We start from the raw sequence: 16278 nt of genomic DNA on the forward strand, positions 1-16278 counted from the left end.
CATATCAGTGAAAAATAATTCCAAAAGATAATGTAATTCAAAAGTATAGCATTACGTGCATGTAAAACTGACGATATTTTTAATGCCATGATTTCAATCGTCGCAACCGTCATTCATTTGCGGTAAACGTCAACAGGCCCTAGCAAAGTAGCAAGAAATAGTAGCCACTTCCAAGCCACTTCTGCAAAGTATCACTGCTGGAAGGTTCAGGCCGTCTAGGGCCACAATGCCTTTTAGTAGTTCGCAATAACGCCAGAGCATGGTTTCTCTGAATGTTGCTATTTTGAAAGCGGTTTTGGATACAAGTGAGATTTGAGCGGGATCAATCGAGGGTACCTTAGCTTCTTCTAGGGAAATTAGAATTTTCTGGAGCAGAACTAAGTTGTCCTTTTGGGGTTCATTCATTTGCGCGATCTCCCATCCTACCTCTTCCCCCACTTCCGTTTGCCGCCAGCCTTCCCCGCCGTTGACCGCCCGCCAGCCGAACTTGCCGCCTCCACAGCAGACTGACGCGCCAACGGATCATCCGCAATCGTCAGCTCCACCGCCTCCAGCCGCCGCACTTCGTCGCGCAGCCGCGCCGCTTCTTCGAACTCAAGGTTCTCGGCGGCTTTGCGCATTTGCACCCGCATCGCTTCCAGATGGGTGGCGAGGTTTTCGCCAAGCATCGGCTTATCCACCGACGCCGTGATCCGCGCCGTATCGGTGTCGCCGTCATACAAACCAGACAGCACGTCATCGACGTTTTTCTTAACCGTCTGCGGCGTGATGCCGTGTTCCAGATTATAGGCAACTTGGCGCGCTCTACGCCGCTCGGTCTCGTCCATCGCGTGTTGCATTGATCCGGTGATCCGGTCGGCATACATAATCACGCGGCCCTCCACATTCCGCGCGGCGCGGCCAATGGTTTGTACCAGCGAGGTTTTGGAACGCAGGAAGCCTTCTTTATCCGCATCCAGAATGGCCACCAGCGCACATTCGGGAATATCCAGACCCTCGCGCAGCAGGTTAATACCGACCAGCACGTCAAACGCGCCCAGCCGCAAATCACGCAGGATTTCGATGCGTTCCAGCGTGTCGATGTCACTGTGCATATAGCGCACGCGGATGCCCTGTTCATGCAGGTATTCGGTCAGATCTTCGGCCATGCGTTTGGTCAGGGTGGTGACCAATGTGCGTTGGCCATTGGCGGCAACGATACGCACCTCGTCCAGCAGATCATCGACCTGCATTTCAACGGGGCGGATTTCCAGCACAGGTTCCAGCAGGCCGGTGGGGCGGATCACTTGTTCAACGAACACACCGCCCGATTGCTCCAGCTCCCAGTCTTGCGGGGTGGCGGATACGAACACCGATTGCGCCCGCATCGCGTCCCATTCCTCGAATTTCAGCGGGCGGTTATCCATACAGGATGGCAGGCGGAAGCCGTGTTCCGACAGGGTGGATTTACGCCGGAAATCGCCTTTATACATGCCACCGATTTGGGGCACTGAAACGTGGCTCTCGTCGGCAAACACAATCGCGTTGTCGGGGATGTATTCAAACAGGGTGGGGGGCGGCTCGCCGGTGTTGCGGCCTGTCAGGTAGCGGGAATAATTCTCGATCCCGGCGCAAAAGCCGGAGGCTTCCAGCATCTCCAGATCAAACCGGCAGCGTTGTTCAAGACGTTGCGCTTCCAGCAATTTACCCTCGGCTTTGAAATATTCAAGCCGCTGATGCAGCTCTTCCTTGATGTGTTTGATCGCTTGCAGCAGGGTCGGGCGCGGGGTGACGTAATGCGAATTGGCGTAAACGCGGACCTTTTCCAGCGTCGCGGTTTTTGCCCCCGTCAGGGTGTCAAATTCGGTGATGGCTTCGAGTTCGTCCCCAAAGAACGACAGCCGCCAGCCGCGATCCTCTAGGTGGGAGGGCCAAATTTCGAGGCTATCCCCGCGCACACGGAATGTGCCACGCGCAAACGCGTTATCGGAGCGGCGGTATTGCTGCGCGATCAACCCCTGCATCATTTCGCGTTGGTCATAGGTGTCGCCAGTGATCAAATCTTGCGTCATCGCGGTGTAGGTTTCGGGTGATCCAATGCCGTAAATGCACGACACGGACGCCACGATGATCACATCGTCACGCTCCAGCAGCGAGCGGGTTGCAGAGTGGCGCATCCGGTCGATTTGTTCGTTAATTGCGCTGTCTTTTTCGATGAAGGTGTCGGTGCGCGCGACGTAGGCTTCGGGCTGATAGTAATCATAGAATGACACGAAGTATTCGACCGAATTTTCCGGGAAAAAGCTCTTCATTTCGCCGTATAGCTGGGCGGCGAGCGTTTTATTCGGGGCCAGAATGATCGCGGGGCGCTGGGTTTGTTCAATCACCTTGGCCATGGTGAAGGTTTTGCCGGTGCCGGTTGCGCCCAGCAGCACCTGATTGCGCTCGCCTGAATTGATGCCCTCGCACAGTTCGGCAATCGCGTTGGGCTGATCGCCCGCCGGTTCAAACTCGGTGTGCATGATAAACCGCTTGCCGCCTTCAAGTTTCTGGCGCGACGCGGCCTCTTTGCTGGTTACTAACATTGAAAATCCCCTCAATACCTATTTTGGCCCCTTTTTGTTCTTGTGCAAGGGGCGTCAGAGATTTTCCACTCAAAGTGGCGGCGAATGCCTGTTTGAATGGACGCCTTTCGTCCTAAACTGTTTGGAGAGCGGTCGCCGTTAAAAAAGTGTTAAAACTTAAGGACGAGTTTTATATATTAAAATGCAACCATAAAGGTATATTTTTGTTGCATCGCTGAAAAACTATGCTTAACGTGACAGGGCAAGCAGAAGAATTGATTGTCGGTCAGGCGCACCACCCACCCCACCCCTCGCTCCCTAGCACCTGATCGACAATCGCTTGCCTCCCCTTATAAAACGCCTAATCACAGGCATTTGGTGCAATGCAGGCTTGCGCAACCGTCCCACATTCGGGATAAACGCGTTAAAGACCTGTATCGGCCCAATATCGGAGAGAAATTATGCTTGCGCGGATTTACCAGCCATCCAGAAATGCCATGCAATCAGGCGTGGGTAAAACCCGCCAGTGGGTGTTGGAGTTTGCCCCCGAAGCGGCACGCACGGTCGATCCGTTGATGGGGTGGACCAGCTCTAGCGATATGGATTCACAGGTTCGCCTTAAGTTCGACAGCCTTGATGCGGCAGTTGAATACGCCAGACACCACGGCATTGACGCGCAGGTGAGCAAGCCACACAAACGAAAAGCGGTGATCCGGCAGGGTGGGTATGGCGAGAATTTCGCCACCAGCCGCCGTGGGGCATGGACGCACTAGGGGTTATGGACGCACTAGGGGTTGATCCTGCCGTCTTGGTCGCGCAATAACCATCCATAACGGTCCCATAGCTCAACTGGATAGAGCACCTGCCTTCTAAGCAGGGGGTTTCAGGTTCGAGTCCTGATGGGATCACCATTGGTGGCGTAGAGGCAGGACATTAGATGAAAGACGGCCCGTTCCAGATAAACCGCAAGCGGCATTTGTTTGTTTCGGTGTTGGTGTTGGTGGGCATGTTACTGCTGCTCGAAAACACCGGATGGGATTTGGCAATCCAGGGAATGTTCTTTCAGGATGGTCAGTGGCTGGTGGATAATACCCAGCCGGTAATCCGGTTCTTTTTCTATGATGCGCCAAAGAAATTACTGGTGCTTTATGCAATCATAGTCCTGTTGGCGTTGGTGCTATCATGGCTGGTGAAACCGCTGCGGCGTTTTCGGACGCGCAATAATGTATTTATCCTGATTTGCCTGTTGTTGGTGCCCGCGATTGTGGGGCTGGGTAAAAAGGAAACCCATGTGCATTGCCCTTATCAGTTACTGGAATTCGGCGGTGATGTGCCTTATGTGACGCTGTTTCAGGCCAATAAGGTGGATGTGCCGGGACGCTGTTTTCCGGCGGGTCATGCGTCGGGCGGGTTTGCAATGCTGATGCTTGTCTTGATAGCGACCACGCGGCGCCGGCAAGTGGCGGCATTAACTGGCGCAATGGCGCTGGGCTGGGCGATGGCGGGGTATCAGATGCTGAACGGGCGGCATTTCCTAAGCCACACGTTGACCACGATGTTGTTGGCGTGGATCATCGTTCTGATCGTTCATATGCTGTTGTTTCGGGGGCGGGTTATTCCGGCTGAAACCCGTGAATAAGGTGGCGCAGCCCCAACAGAGCACCCGCAGCAATGGCGGCTAATGTGACTGGCGCAGAATAGGCCAGCGTTGAAAATGCCGATAACCCCTGACCGACCGAACAGCCGATTGCGGTCACGCCACCGATGCCCATCAGGGCAGCACCCCCAACTTGACGGCCCAACTCGCGCGGATCTTCACAGGCCTCCCAGCGGAAATCATGCTTGATCGATGATCCGATAAAGGCGCCCAATATCACGCCCCCGACCGAGCCGACAGAAAACACCAGTCCGCCCGCGGAGGATGTCATCAGCCAGATCAGGGTGCGGCCCAGCGGGGCGGTGAAGGTATAGCTTTCGACCAGCCCTTCGCCAAAGCTGTCGGTATAAAGCGTCGAGGTGCCCCAGAATCCGATGGTGATGGCGGCCCCGACAGCAAAGGCCCAGAAGATTTGCCCAGGCTGTTGGCGCAACCTTTCATAAGACAGCGCCCAGAGGATCAGCACAGTGGCAAAGGCAACCGCGATGGCAAAGGGGGCGATGCCCGTGACGGCAGACAGCGAATGGGCGATAGAGTTTATTCCATCCGAGGGTTCTTCTGGCAGCAAGGCAAGGCGGGGGGCGGCAAGCGGGCCGTTCAAGGTGATAAAGCTGAAAATCGCCATCACCACCAGCACCACAAGCGCGCGCAAATCGCCGCCGCCAAACCGTGTCAGGGCGGAATACCCGCAATTGCCCGCCATCGCCATGCCATAGCCAAACACCAGCCCGCCGATGATACTGGCCCAGGGGTTCCATTTTATCTGGTGGTAAAACGACAGGGAGAAATCGAAGATCCCAGCGGCCTCTAGGGTAAAGACGCCAATGATGGCCGTGCCTAGCGCGATACCCCACATGCGCAGACGGGTTTGATCGTCGCCGTAGACCGCTGTTTCAAGCGCTGCGAGCGAGCAAAAATGCCCCAACCGGCCAGCCAACCCCAGTATGATACCGCCAAACAATCCGACAAGGGCCGCTAACGCACCAAATGGCAGCATATCCATATTGTTCTCCCAAGTGCCGATTTTCTCGGTCTGTTGTGGGGGTCATAGTATTTGCGCAGGGAACTGGTTCAAGAGAAAAATCACGCCAAACGGGTATCAAGCTCTGTTCAGGCCTGATAAACGCCAGATTATGGCACGTTGTTGATCGAAGAAAACTGTCAGCATTGATGCGCGGCGGCTTACGCCTGATCGACACCGCAGAACATGGTATAGACAAGATCGATTGCTTGGCGTGCCTTGGTATCGCCAAGGGTGTAGTAGATCGTTTTGCCCTCGCGGCGGTATTTAACCAGACCTTCCAGCCGTAGGCGGGCCAGTTGTTGGCTGACCGATGCCTGACGCGACGAGAGCAGGTGTTCCAGCTCGGTTACGGTTTTTTCGCCGGAACTAAGATGGCACAGGATCATCAGCCGTCCCTCGTGGCCCAAGGCCTTGAGGAAAGACGACGCCTCGGTTGCGCGACCGCCCAGCTCGTCGGTGTCAACACCGGCGTCACCTTTGGCCATATTACCAAGACCGTTTAATGTGGCTTCCATTTGGAATGCTCCTTACTACTCATATATACTTGTTTAGCGTTGTTTTGCTTGCTTGTCATGCGTCGGGATCCTTTTGCAGATCCTCGGGCAGTTGTTTGATCATCGCCTCAATGAACCACCAGAAAAACTCATCGCTTTGATATCCTTCGATGCGCCCCACTTCTTGACCGTCGTTCAGCAGGATAAAGGTCGGCGTATAGACCGGCGGGGATTTCAGGGTGATGCCGTCTTCTAGCGGATCGTGGATCATCACTTTTACGAGAGGGGCGATGCGTCCCTCGGCGGTTTTCGGATAAATCGGCCCGATTTCGGCTTTCCAGCGATCACACCACGGGCAGCCCACAGCCTCGACCATCAACAGGCGGACTTCGGCATTCACCTGCCCTATGCTTAGGAATACCCCAAGCAATCCTGTAAAAATGATCTGTCTGAGGCGCCTCATCTACAGTGTCCTTGCGTAAACATAGATACATAGTAATATGTTTTGACCAAAGGGACAAGGTTGGAGACGATATGTTTGACGCAACGTTTGGCGGGGCACTGTTGCAAGGGTTCATCGCGTTTTTTTCGCCTTGTGTGCTGCCAATGGTGCCGTTTTACTTTAGTTATATGGCCGGAATTTCGATGTCCGAGCTGCAAAACGATGACAGCATTGCCCCAGGTGCGGCCCGCCGTCTGGTGATTTCGGCGCTGTTTTTCGCGCTGGGCGTGACCACGATATTCATTCTTTTGGGCATGGGGGCGACAGCCGCGGGGCAATCGGTGCGAATCTGGAAAACCGAGCTGACCTACGCGGCGGCGGCTATCATATTCGTGTTTGGTTTGCATTTCTTGGGCGTTATGCGCGTCCCGTTTTTGTATCGAGAGGCGAAATTCGAGAGTAAAGGTGATCCATCGACCATCATAGGGGCCTATGTGATGGGTCTTGCGTTTGGATTTGGCTGGTCGGCTTGCGTTGGGCCAATGCTGGCCAGCATCCTGTTTATCGCATCAATGAAGGAGACAGTGATGGAGGGCGGTCTGTTGCTGATGACTTTTGGCTTGGCGATGACCTCGCCGTTTGTTCTGGCTGCGTTTTTCGCCAAACCGTTTTTACGCTGGATGTCGCGCAACCGCAAATATCTGGCCTATGTCGAAAAAGTGATGGGGGCAATGTTGATCCTGTTTGCTATTTTGATGGTGACCAATACCCTGAATGTGATCGCCAATTTCATGATCGAGATGTTCCCGTGGTTTCAATCCTTCGGGTGATTTTTAAAAAGGAAAAGCTATGCGTATGATCGGATTTGTCTTTGCTGCCCTGATGGCGATTGCCACACCTGCGGCGGCTGTTGAAATGGGCGACGATGGGCTTCACAAACCTACGTGGCTGGAAGATACCTTTCTGGATGTGCGCGAGGATCTGGCCGAGGCCGAGGCGCAGGACAAACGCCTGCTGATCATCTGGGAGCAACGCGGCTGTATCTATTGCAACAAGATGCACAACGAGATTTTCCCCGATCCTGCAATTGATGCGTTGATCCGCGAGAAATTCTATGTAGTGCAAATGAACCTGTTTGGCGATGTCGAGGTCACCGATCTGGACGGCACAGTGATGTCGGAACGCGATATGGCGGGGCGTTGGGGGGTTATCTTTACCCCCACCATGATGTTCATGCGCGATGGCGAGGCGGGGCAGGTTATGGGCACCGAATTCGCCGCTGCCACCATGCCCGGGGCCTTTGGCACATATACCACCCGTCACCTGATGGAATGGATCGTGCAAAAGGGGTATGACGGGGATGAGCCGTTTCAGAAATACCACGCGCGGATGTTGAAAGAAGAGGGCGTGATCCAATAATTATGGACCAGCCGTATCTTTCTTGAGTTGTAATATACCCTGCGTTTATTGGGTGTTGCGGGTAATTTTTGCAAAGATACATTCACAAATACATATTTATCGTTGCGTGGGTGCGACAAACTGTCTAGCCTTAGAGGATCGGAGGACAGAATCTAATGGGAGGAATTATAATGAAGCCAGCTATTTTAGGCATGGCGGCCTTGTTCGCAGCAACGACTGCATTATCTGCAGCCGAAGTTGCACCGGGTGATGTCGTGTTTGATGAGGGCGCAGTTGCTGCGTCGATTACTGGCGTTGCCGGTGATCCAGTGAACGGCCGTATGGTCGTATCCAGCAAAAAACACGGCAATTGCATCGCATGCCATACAAACGATGAAATGCCTGATGTTGGATTTCAGGGCAGCATTGGCCCAAATCTGGCGGGTGTTGCAGACCGTTACACCGAGGCGCAAATCCGCGGCATTTTGGTGAACGCCGATATCACGTTCGAGGATTCGTTCATGCCATCGTTCTACCGCGTTGATGGATTTGTTCGGCCTGGTAAACGCTACACCGGCAAGGCAGCTGATGATACATTCGCGCCTTTGCTTGCAGCACAAGAAATTGAAGATGTGCTCGCATATCTGATGACGCTTAAATAATGAAAACGAGGAGAACTCACATGGAATTGACGAGACGTAATGCTCTGGCCATCGGTGCTGGTGCGTTCGCCGCGACGGTCCTGCCATTTCAGGCGTTTGCCGCTGCTGAAGAGGCCATCATGGCCTTTACTGGCGGTGCGGATGCAGCTGAAGGCGGTATCACGCTGACAAGCCCCGAAATTGCGGAGAACGGTAACACTGTACCGGTTTCAGTTGACGCACCTGGTGCGGTTTCGATCATTTTGCTGGCGGCAGGTAACCCTGACCCGAAAACTGCACAGGCCAACTTTGGTCCGCTTTCCGCGGCACAGTCGGTTGCTATGCGCATCCGTCTGGCCGGATCGCAAGACATCATTGCTGTGGCGAAAATGGCTGATGGCAGCTTCGTGAAAACATCGAACGCGATCAAAGTTACAATCGGCGGCTGCGGCGGCTAATTTAAGGAGTTAACAACATGGCATCTGGTGTAAAACCCCGTGTTAAAGTGCCCAAGACAGCTGCGGCTGGATCGAGCATCACAATCAAAACCCTGATCAGCCACAAAATGGAATCAGGCCGTCGTAAAGACAAAGCTGGCGAACTCATCCCGCGTTCGATCATTAACCGCTTTACATGCGAGTTTAATGGCCAAAGCGTGATCGAAGTTCTGATGGAGCCGTCGATTTCGACCAATCCGTTCTTTGAATTTGAAGCAACGGTTCCGGAAGCGGGCGAGTTTAAGTTCACTTGGTATGACGATGATGGCGATATCTATGAAGCCGTCAAACCCGTCGCAATGGCCTAAGCGAATTTAATCACGTTAAGGGAGGAAACATAATAATGAAAAACTATTCGCTAAAAAGTACTCTGGGCATGGCGACCATCGCGGTTGCGATGACCTTTGGCAGCAGTGCAGTGTTTGCTGGAACTGAACTGGACAAAGAGCTGGTTATCAACGGGGAAACGAGAATTGTGACCCGTGCGCCTGCAGCGGCCCATCTAGAAGGGGCCTTGGACGAGGTTTTTTCCGGCTGGATTTTCCGCAAGGATGAAACCCAAGAAGCCCAAATGGACGACTTTGACAATCCTGGCATGATCTTTGTTGATATTGCGCAGGATGCTTGGAACACTGTTGATGGCACTGAGGGTAAATCCTGTGCGTCCTGTCACGGTGCGGTTGAAGAAAGCATGGCTGGCGTTAAAGCGACATATCCGAAATGGCGCGAGGATGCGGGTGGCGTTCGCTCCATCGATATGGAGATCAACAACTGTCGCACAACCCGTATGGGGGCCGAGCCTTATAAGCTGACGGGTGGCAAGATGACAGCAATGAATGCGCTGATCACTTTGCAATCGCGCGGTATGCCGGTGAACGTTGCTATCGATGGTCCTGCACAGTCAATGTGGGAACGTGGTAAGGAAATGTACTACACCAAAACCGGCCAGTTGGAGATGTCCTGTGCCAATTGTCACGAGGATAACTATGATCAGTTCATTCGTGCCGATCACCTGTCACAGGGCCAGATCAACGGCTTTCCGGTTTACCGTCTGAAAAACGCCAAGCTGAATTCGGTTCATGCGCGTTTCAAAGGCTGCGTTCGTGATACGCGCGCCCAGACATATAAGCCCGGCAGCGAGGATTTCCTTGCGCTTGAGCTGTATGTTGCATCGCGCGGCAATGGTTTGTCGGTCGAGGGACCATCAATCCGTAACTAAGATACCAAAAGCGCCCTGCATAACGCGGGGCGCTTTTTTATTTGTTTGTCCATTTATACAGAATTGGGTGCGGGGGCTTTTGTCCCCTGATCCTGCACGACAATGAACCAAGGAGAATACCATGATCTCGCGTCGCGATTTTTTGCAAGCCACCGTAGCAGCATCGGCCATCTACGGCGCCTCTGGCGTCGGAAACTGGGCCAAGCTTGCGGCGCAACAGGCGTTGACCCAAGACCAGCTATTAGATTTTGACACCTTCGGAAATATCACCCTGATCCATATTTGTGACATCCACGGCCAGATGAAACCGGTCTATTTCCGCGAGCCAGAGATCAATCTGGGGGTTGGGGCCGTGAACGGTATGCCGCCGCATGTCACCGGTGCCGATTTCCTGAAAATGTTCAACCTGAAGCCCGGTTCGCCCGAGGCCTACGCGCTGTCCTACACCGATTTCGCCTCGCTGGCCAAAGGGTATGGGCGCATGGGCGGTCTGGACCGCATGGCCACCATCATCAAATCGATCCGTTCCGCGCGCCCTGACGCTTTGTTGTTGGATGCGGGTGATACGTGGCATGGCTCTTACACCTGTCTGAAAACCGACGCTCAAGATATGGTCAACGTGATGAACCTGATGAAACCCGACGCGATGACGTCGCACTGGGAATACACGCTGGGCGTGGATCGGGTGAATGAAATCGTTGATACGCTGGATTTCCCGTTTTTGGGCGCCAATGTGTTTGACAATGAGTGGGATGAGCCAGCGCTTGAGCCTTACAAATTCTTTGAGCGCGGCGGGGCGAAAATTGCCGTGATAGGTCAAGCATTTCCATACATGCCAATCGCCAATCCGGGCTGGATGTTCCCCGGCCTGTCCTTTGGTGTGCGCGAGGAACGCATGCGCGAAGTGGTCGCCGAAGTCCGTGCTGCTGGCGCTGATCTGGTGGTGCTGCTGTCGCACAACGGATTTGATGTGGATCGCCAGTTGGCGGCCAAGGTCGATGGCATCGATGTGATCCTGACCGGCCACACCCATGACGCGCTGCCGGAACCGGTGCTGGTGAATAAAACCATGCTGATTGCGTCAGGATCGAACGGCAAATTCGTTTCCCGCGTTGATCTGGACGTGCGTGATGGCCAACTGATGGGGTTCCGTCACAAGCTGATCCCTGTGTTTTCAGACGTGATCGAGGGCGACAAAGAGGTCGCCGCCGCCATTGACGCGGAACGCGCGCCCTATGTTGATGAAATGAGCGAGGTGATCGGCCACACCGACAGCTTGCTGTATCGTCGGGGCAATTTCAACGGCACATGGGACGATCTGATCTGTAACGCGCTGATTGACGAGCGCGAGGCCGACATCGCCCTTAGCCCCGGTTTCCGTTGGGGTCCGAGCCTGCTGCCAGGGGATCCGATCACCCGCGAGGACATCTACAACGCCACCGCGATGACCTATCCAAATGCGTATCGCTCGGAAATGACTGGCGAGACCATCAAGACCATCCTTGAGGATGTGGCCGACAATCTGTTCAACCCTGATCCCTACTATCAACAGGGCGGTGACATGGTGCGGGTTGGTGGCATGGGCTATCATATTGACGTGTCCAAACCGCAAGGCGAGCGCCTGACCAAGATGACAATCCTGAAAACCGGCGAAGCGGTTGATCCGGCAAAAACCTATGTGGTTGCGGGCTGGGCATCAGTGCGCGAAGGCACCGAAGGGCCGGAAATCTGGGATGTGGTTGAAAGTTACATCAAACGCCAAGGCACAATCCAGCTGGATCCGAATACATCTGTGAAAGTAACGGGGGCGTAACGAAAGCGACGCCACTTGCAACAATAATAAAGAGGTTTTCGAACAAGCTGCTCTACTTGCGAACGGGAGGGGGCTGAGTGACAGAAAAGACTGACCATAAGACAACACGGCGTGGGTTTATCACGTCAGGTATTGCCGTTGGTGGTGCTGTTGTTGCGGGCCAGTCTGCTGTCGCCGGAGAATCCGAAATTACCGAAATGCAGCCGTGGCGCCGTGATCTGGGGGGGCCGGTCAATGATGTGCCTTATGGCATGCCCTCGGAATATGAGGCAGACGTTCTGCGCCGTCGTGTGGACTGGCTAACACCGGATGCGACCACCGCGGTTAGCTTTACGCCGCTGCACCAGCTGGATGGCACCATCACCCCGAATGGTCTGTGTTTTGAACGCCACCACGGCGGTGTTGCGCAGGTGGACCCCGCCAAATATCGCTTGATGATCAACGGGTTGGTGGATCGCCCACTGGTGTTCACCCTGCAAGATCTGCTGCGGTTCCCGCGCGAAAACCGCGCCTATTTTCTGGAATGCGCTGCCAATTCCGGTATGGAATGGCGCGGGGTGCAGATGGACGGGGTGCAGTTCACCCACGGGATGATCCACAACGTTGAATATACCGGCGTGCCTTTGCGCTATTTGCTTGAGGAAGCGGGCGTGCAGGTGGCTGGAAAATGGTTGCTGGCCGAGGGCGGGGATGCTTCCGCTATGAGCCGTTCAATTCCGATGGAAAAGGCGCTGGATGATTGCCTGATCGCCTTCAAAATGAACGGCGAGGCGTTGCGGGCCGAGCAGGGTTATCCTGTCCGGCTGGTGGTGCCGGGGTGGGAAGGCAACATGTGGGTGAAATGGCTGCGCCGTCTGGACGTGGGTGATATGCCGTGGCACCACCGCGAAGAAACCAGCAAGTATTCCGATCTGATGGCGGACGGGCGCACGCGGCGCTTTACGTGGGAAATGGACGCTAAATCGGTGATCACTACGCCCAGCCCGCAAGCGCCCGTAACGCATGGCTTGGGGCCGATGGTTTTGTCAGGGCTGGCGTGGTCTGGACGTGGCAGCATCCCGCGGGTGGATGTGACGCTGGATGGCGGCATCAACTGGCATCAGGCGCGGATGGATGGGCCGGAACTGGGCAAATCCCTACGGCGGTTTTACTATGATTTCAACTGGGATGGCACACCGTTGCTGTTGCAAAGCCGTGCGCACGACAGCACCGGATATGTGCAACCCACCAAGGACGCGCTACGGAATATTCGCGGGCTGAATTCCAATTACCACAACAACGGCATTCAGACATGGAGCGTCGGTGCGGACGGGAGGGTGCAAAATGTTGAGGTTACTTAGTCTGTTTGCCATCATCGCCAGCCTATCGCCGCTTCAGGCCGGGCCTTTGGGCTTGGGTCGAGTGGCGCAACCAGACGAGATTGCCGCATGGGATATCGACGTGCGTCCCGATGGATTGGGCCTGCCTGCGGGGCAAGGCAGCGTGACGTGGGGCGAAGAAGTGTTCGTTGAAAACTGTGCCGCTTGTCACGGAGATTTTGCCGAAGGGGTCGGGCGCTACCCAGCGCTGGCGGGCGGGATTGACACCTTGCAAGACGCGCGCCCGACACGCACGGTTGGATCATTTTATCCTTACCTTTCAACCGTTTGGGATTTCATCAACCGCGCAATGACGGTGGGTTACGGCCCTGAGCTGTCTGATGACGAGATATACGCCGTCACCGCCTATCTGCTTTATTCCAACGATTTGGTCGGGGATGATTTTGTGCTGAGCCGCGAGAATTTTACCACAATTCGCATGCCCAACGAGGACGGGTTTTACATGGACAACCGCGCACAGGTCGAACTGCCAAGGTTCCGCCATCACGCCTGCATGTCGGAATGCAAATCTAATGTGGAAATCACCATGACGGTTGAAAATGCGGAGGCGGTTGAAAATAAGAGGGAGTGAAATGAACGGACTGAAACACATTATAATGAGTGCTGTCGTTGCCTGTTTTGCCCAAGCAGCCGTGGCTGAGCATGCGGATGGAGACGCAAAGCGCGGCGAGACGGTTTTCAAGAAATGCCGCAGTTGTCACAAGATCGGGGACGGGGCGCGAAACCGTGTCGGGCCGCAGTTGAACCTGCTGTTCCAGCGGCCCGCCGGATCGGTTGAGGGGTTCAAATATTCGCCATCAATGCTGCGGGCCGGGGCGGATGGGCTGATTTGGGACCATACCTCGCTGGATACCTATCTGGAAAACCCAAAATCGCTGATCTCCAAAACGCGGATGAATTTTCGCGGCCTGAAAGACGAGCAGGACCGCGCCGATGTAATGGCCTACCTGCGCCAGTTCTCGGATGACCCATCCGACATCCCCGAAGCATCGCCAACCAGGGAGGGCACGGACCATAGTGTCGACCCGGAGATTCTGGCGCTACAGGGCGATCCTGAATATGGCGAATACCTGTCCAGTGAGTGTGTGAGTTGTCACCAGATCGACGGGGCTGACACTGGCATCCCGTCGATCACTAACTGGCCGGTCGAGGATTTCGTGATCGCCATGCATGCCTACAAAGACAAAAAACGCGTTCATCCGGTGATGCAGATGATGGCGGGTCGTTTGTCGGCCGAAGAGATTGCGGGTCTGGCCGCATATTTTGAGAATGTGGGACAATAAACCAGACGAATAAACCCCACTTGAATTTCATACGTTAGGGAGGACAAGGAAATGAAACTAAACAGACGTAACTTTATTGGATCCGCAGCGGCCGTATCGGCAACGCTTTCGGCCCCAATGGTGATGGCGGCAGCCCACGGCAGACCCAAAGTCGTCGTTATTGGCGGTGGGGCAGGCGGTGCAACCGTTGCCCGCTATCTGGCCAAGGACAGCAAAGGCATGATTGATGTGACGCTGGTTGAGCCGACGCGCACCTATTACACCTGCTTTTTCTCGAACCTCTATATCGGGGGCTTTCGCGAGTTTTCCTCGATTGGGCACACTTACGGGAAACTGGCCGCTGACTATGGCATTAACGTGATCCATGACTGGGCTATTGGTGTGGACCGCGATGCCAAAACCGTAACGCTGGCCGGTGGTAGCACATTGCCATATGACCGTTTGGTTTTAAGTCCGGGGATTGACTTCAAGGAGGGTGCTGTGCCCGGTTGGGACGTAACTGCCCAGCAAAAGATGCCACATGCCTATAAGGCGGGCTCGCAAACCCAGTTGCTGAAGGCGCAGCTAGAGGCAATGCCACAAGGCGGAACCTATTGCATGGTCGCGCCCCCCAACCCGTTCCGCTGCCCACCCGGACCGTACGAGCGGGTGTCGATGGTGGCGCATCATCTGAAGGCCAACAACCCGACAGGCAAAATCCTGATTGTCGATCCCAAGCCAAAATTCAGCAAGCAAGGTTTGTTTCAGGATGGCTGGTCAACCCATTACGACGGGATGATCGAATGGGTCGGTCCTGATTTTGGCGGTGACAAGGTCGAAGTGCGCCCCGATGCAATGGAAGTACTGATTGACGGCGAAGTGACCAAGGTTGACGTGTGCAACGTTATTCCGGCGATGAAAGCGGGCAAGATCGCCGAAATTGCCGGTGTCACAAATGACGCTGGTTGGGCACCTGTGCATGCGTCGACGATGGCGACCAAAGCGGATGAGAACATCCATGTTCTGGGCGATTCTAGCCATCAGGGCGATATGCCGAAATCCGGCTTTGCAGCTAATTCGCAGGCCAAAGTGGCGGCGATGGCCATTCGTGGTGCGTTGACAGGGTCCAAAGTATTCCCTGCCAAATTCACTAACACCTGCTGGTCGCTGATTGATACTGATGATGGTATCAAGGTTGGCGCGTCTTACGAGGCAACGGATGAAAAGATTGCCAAAACGGACGGGTTCATCAGTAAAACGGGTGAGGCCGCGGCCCTGCGCAAGGCAACGTATGAGGAAAGCGTTGGCTGGTATGACGGGATTACGGCAGACATGTTTGGCTAAGTGTGTGAATTCAATTTCACGCGATATGCACTGAGTGATAAGGGCCGCGGCGGGAAACTAGCGTGGCCTAAATTCGTTGTGATATCAGTTTGTTACGTGGAAAATCAGTAGGCTAAACCCAACGATTCCGGCGTATAAAAATACATGTAATCAAAGACAGGCCCGATGCTTCTTCAAGGCGACTTTCTATTACCCGTCAAACTGGCAGAAAAGTTTATAAACCAGATCAATCATCTGGCGAGCTTTGTTGTCGGACAAGGCGTAAAACATCACTTTGCCGTCACGGCGACAGCTGACCAACCCTTCCAAACGCAGACGCGCCAATTGCTGGCTGACGGCGGCTTGCCGCGTGGACAACAGCTGTTCCAGTTCGGTCACGGATTTTTCACCGGATGATAGGTGGCACAGGATCATCAAGCGTCCCTCGTGGGACAGCGCCTTTAGAAAACTGGCGGCTGCCTGAGACTGGGTAATCATATCATTTGGATTAACCGGAGCTTCGTCATCGTCTTTATACGCATTTGCTGTAGGAGCCAAAATCCACACCCTTATTTTATAAAAATCC

The 16278-nt window shown here is 54.5% G+C and carries 18 protein-coding genes and 1 tRNA gene; 14 read left to right on the plus strand and 5 right to left on the minus strand.

Going from position 1 to position 16278, the window contains the following annotated elements:
- Positions 1-422 precede the first annotated feature (422 nt).
- Positions 423-2564: an excinuclease ABC subunit UvrB gene (uvrB, locus tag ACWB12_RS09155; protein WP_479529770.1), complete on the minus strand. Its 2142-nt coding sequence runs from the start codon at positions 2562-2564 to the stop codon at positions 423-425.
- Positions 2565-3004: 440 nt separating this feature from the next.
- Here uvrB and ACWB12_RS09160 point away from each other — a divergent pair, with 440 nt between their 5' ends.
- The 3 genes from ACWB12_RS09160 (at position 3005) to ACWB12_RS09170 (ending at position 4182) form a co-directional block, all read left to right on the plus strand.
- A complete protein-coding gene (locus ACWB12_RS09160; protein ID WP_479529771.1) occupies positions 3005-3316 on the plus strand; it encodes an ETC complex I subunit in 312 nt (103 codons plus the stop codon).
- Between the two features lie 61 nt (positions 3317-3377).
- Positions 3378-3454, plus strand: a tRNA-Arg gene (locus tag ACWB12_RS09165).
- Between the two features lie 26 nt (positions 3455-3480).
- Entirely contained in the window at positions 3481-4182 is a 702-nt protein-coding gene (locus ACWB12_RS09170) for a phosphatase PAP2 family protein (RefSeq protein WP_479529772.1), read from the plus strand.
- Here the strand turns inward: ACWB12_RS09170 and ACWB12_RS09175 are convergent.
- The 3 genes from ACWB12_RS09175 to ACWB12_RS09185 form a co-directional block, all read right to left on the minus strand.
- Positions 4157-5203: a YeeE/YedE family protein gene (locus ACWB12_RS09175; protein ID WP_479529773.1), complete on the minus strand. Its 1047-nt coding sequence runs from the start codon at positions 5201-5203 to the stop codon at positions 4157-4159. The two genes, ACWB12_RS09170 and ACWB12_RS09175, sit on opposite strands and share 26 nt — an antisense overlap.
- A gap of 179 nt (positions 5204-5382) precedes the next feature.
- Positions 5383-5709: an ArsR/SmtB family transcription factor gene (locus tag ACWB12_RS09180; RefSeq protein WP_479529806.1), complete on the minus strand. Its 327-nt coding sequence runs from the start codon at positions 5707-5709 to the stop codon at positions 5383-5385.
- 85 nt (positions 5710-5794) lie between these two features.
- Complete coding sequence (locus ACWB12_RS09185) at positions 5795-6181, minus strand: hypothetical protein (RefSeq protein ID WP_479529774.1); 387 nt, start codon at positions 6179-6181, stop codon at positions 5795-5797.
- A 71-nt stretch (positions 6182-6252) separates the two neighbouring features.
- On the opposite strand from ACWB12_RS09185, the gene ACWB12_RS09190 reads away from it, so the two are divergent.
- The 11 genes from ACWB12_RS09190 to ACWB12_RS09240 all read left to right on the plus strand — a co-directional run bounded on the left by ACWB12_RS09190 (position 6253) and on the right by ACWB12_RS09240 (position 15713).
- Entirely contained in the window at positions 6253-6990 is a 738-nt protein-coding gene (locus tag ACWB12_RS09190) for a cytochrome c biogenesis CcdA family protein (RefSeq protein WP_479529775.1), read from the plus strand.
- A 19-nt stretch (positions 6991-7009) separates the two neighbouring features.
- Positions 7010-7579, plus strand: coding sequence for a thioredoxin family protein (locus ACWB12_RS09195; RefSeq protein ID WP_479529776.1), 570 nt, complete (start codon positions 7010-7012; stop codon positions 7577-7579).
- Positions 7580-7749: 170 nt separating this feature from the next.
- Entirely contained in the window at positions 7750-8220 is a 471-nt protein-coding gene (gene soxX / locus ACWB12_RS09200) for a sulfur oxidation c-type cytochrome SoxX (RefSeq protein ID WP_479529777.1), read from the plus strand.
- A 20-nt stretch (positions 8221-8240) separates the two neighbouring features.
- Positions 8241-8657: a thiosulfate oxidation carrier protein SoxY gene (gene soxY / locus ACWB12_RS09205; protein ID WP_479529778.1), complete on the plus strand. Its 417-nt coding sequence runs from the start codon at positions 8241-8243 to the stop codon at positions 8655-8657.
- Positions 8658-8674: 17 nt separating this feature from the next.
- The gene (soxZ, locus tag ACWB12_RS09210) at positions 8675-9004 is read left to right on the plus strand and encodes a thiosulfate oxidation carrier complex protein SoxZ (protein WP_479529779.1); all 330 of its coding nucleotides are present in this window, start codon (positions 8675-8677) and stop codon (positions 9002-9004) included.
- Positions 9005-9039: 35 nt separating this feature from the next.
- On the plus strand, positions 9040-9915 hold the full coding sequence (soxA, locus tag ACWB12_RS09215) for a sulfur oxidation c-type cytochrome SoxA (RefSeq protein ID WP_479529780.1): 876 nt from the start codon (positions 9040-9042) through the stop codon (positions 9913-9915).
- A 121-nt stretch (positions 9916-10036) separates the two neighbouring features.
- The gene (gene soxB, locus ACWB12_RS09220) at positions 10037-11728 is read left to right on the plus strand and encodes a thiosulfohydrolase SoxB (RefSeq protein WP_479529781.1); all 1692 of its coding nucleotides are present in this window, start codon (positions 10037-10039) and stop codon (positions 11726-11728) included.
- A gap of 77 nt (positions 11729-11805) precedes the next feature.
- Positions 11806-13068 carry a sulfite dehydrogenase gene (soxC, locus tag ACWB12_RS09225; protein WP_479529782.1) on the plus strand — a complete coding sequence of 421 codons (1263 nt, stop codon included), beginning with the start codon at positions 11806-11808 and terminating at the stop codon, positions 13066-13068.
- Positions 13052-13678 carry a c-type cytochrome gene (locus tag ACWB12_RS09230; protein ID WP_479529783.1) on the plus strand — a complete coding sequence of 209 codons (627 nt, stop codon included), beginning with the start codon at positions 13052-13054 and terminating at the stop codon, positions 13676-13678. Before soxC ends, ACWB12_RS09230 begins: the two co-directional genes overlap by 17 nt.
- Position 13679: 1 nt before the next feature.
- Positions 13680-14390: a c-type cytochrome gene (locus tag ACWB12_RS09235; RefSeq protein ID WP_479529784.1), complete on the plus strand. Its 711-nt coding sequence runs from the start codon at positions 13680-13682 to the stop codon at positions 14388-14390.
- Between the two features lie 51 nt (positions 14391-14441).
- Positions 14442-15713 (plus strand): FCSD flavin-binding domain-containing protein, encoded by a 1272-nt coding sequence (locus ACWB12_RS09240; protein ID WP_479529785.1) that lies wholly within the window; start codon positions 14442-14444, stop codon positions 15711-15713.
- Positions 15714-15902: 189 nt separating this feature from the next.
- On the opposite strand, the gene ACWB12_RS09245 is transcribed toward ACWB12_RS09240, so the two are convergent.
- Positions 15903-16190, minus strand: coding sequence for an ArsR/SmtB family transcription factor (locus ACWB12_RS09245; protein ID WP_479529807.1), 288 nt, complete (start codon positions 16188-16190; stop codon positions 15903-15905).
- Positions 16191-16278 lie beyond the last annotated feature (88 nt).

The sequence above is a fragment of the Profundibacter sp. genome, from assembly GCF_056498605.1.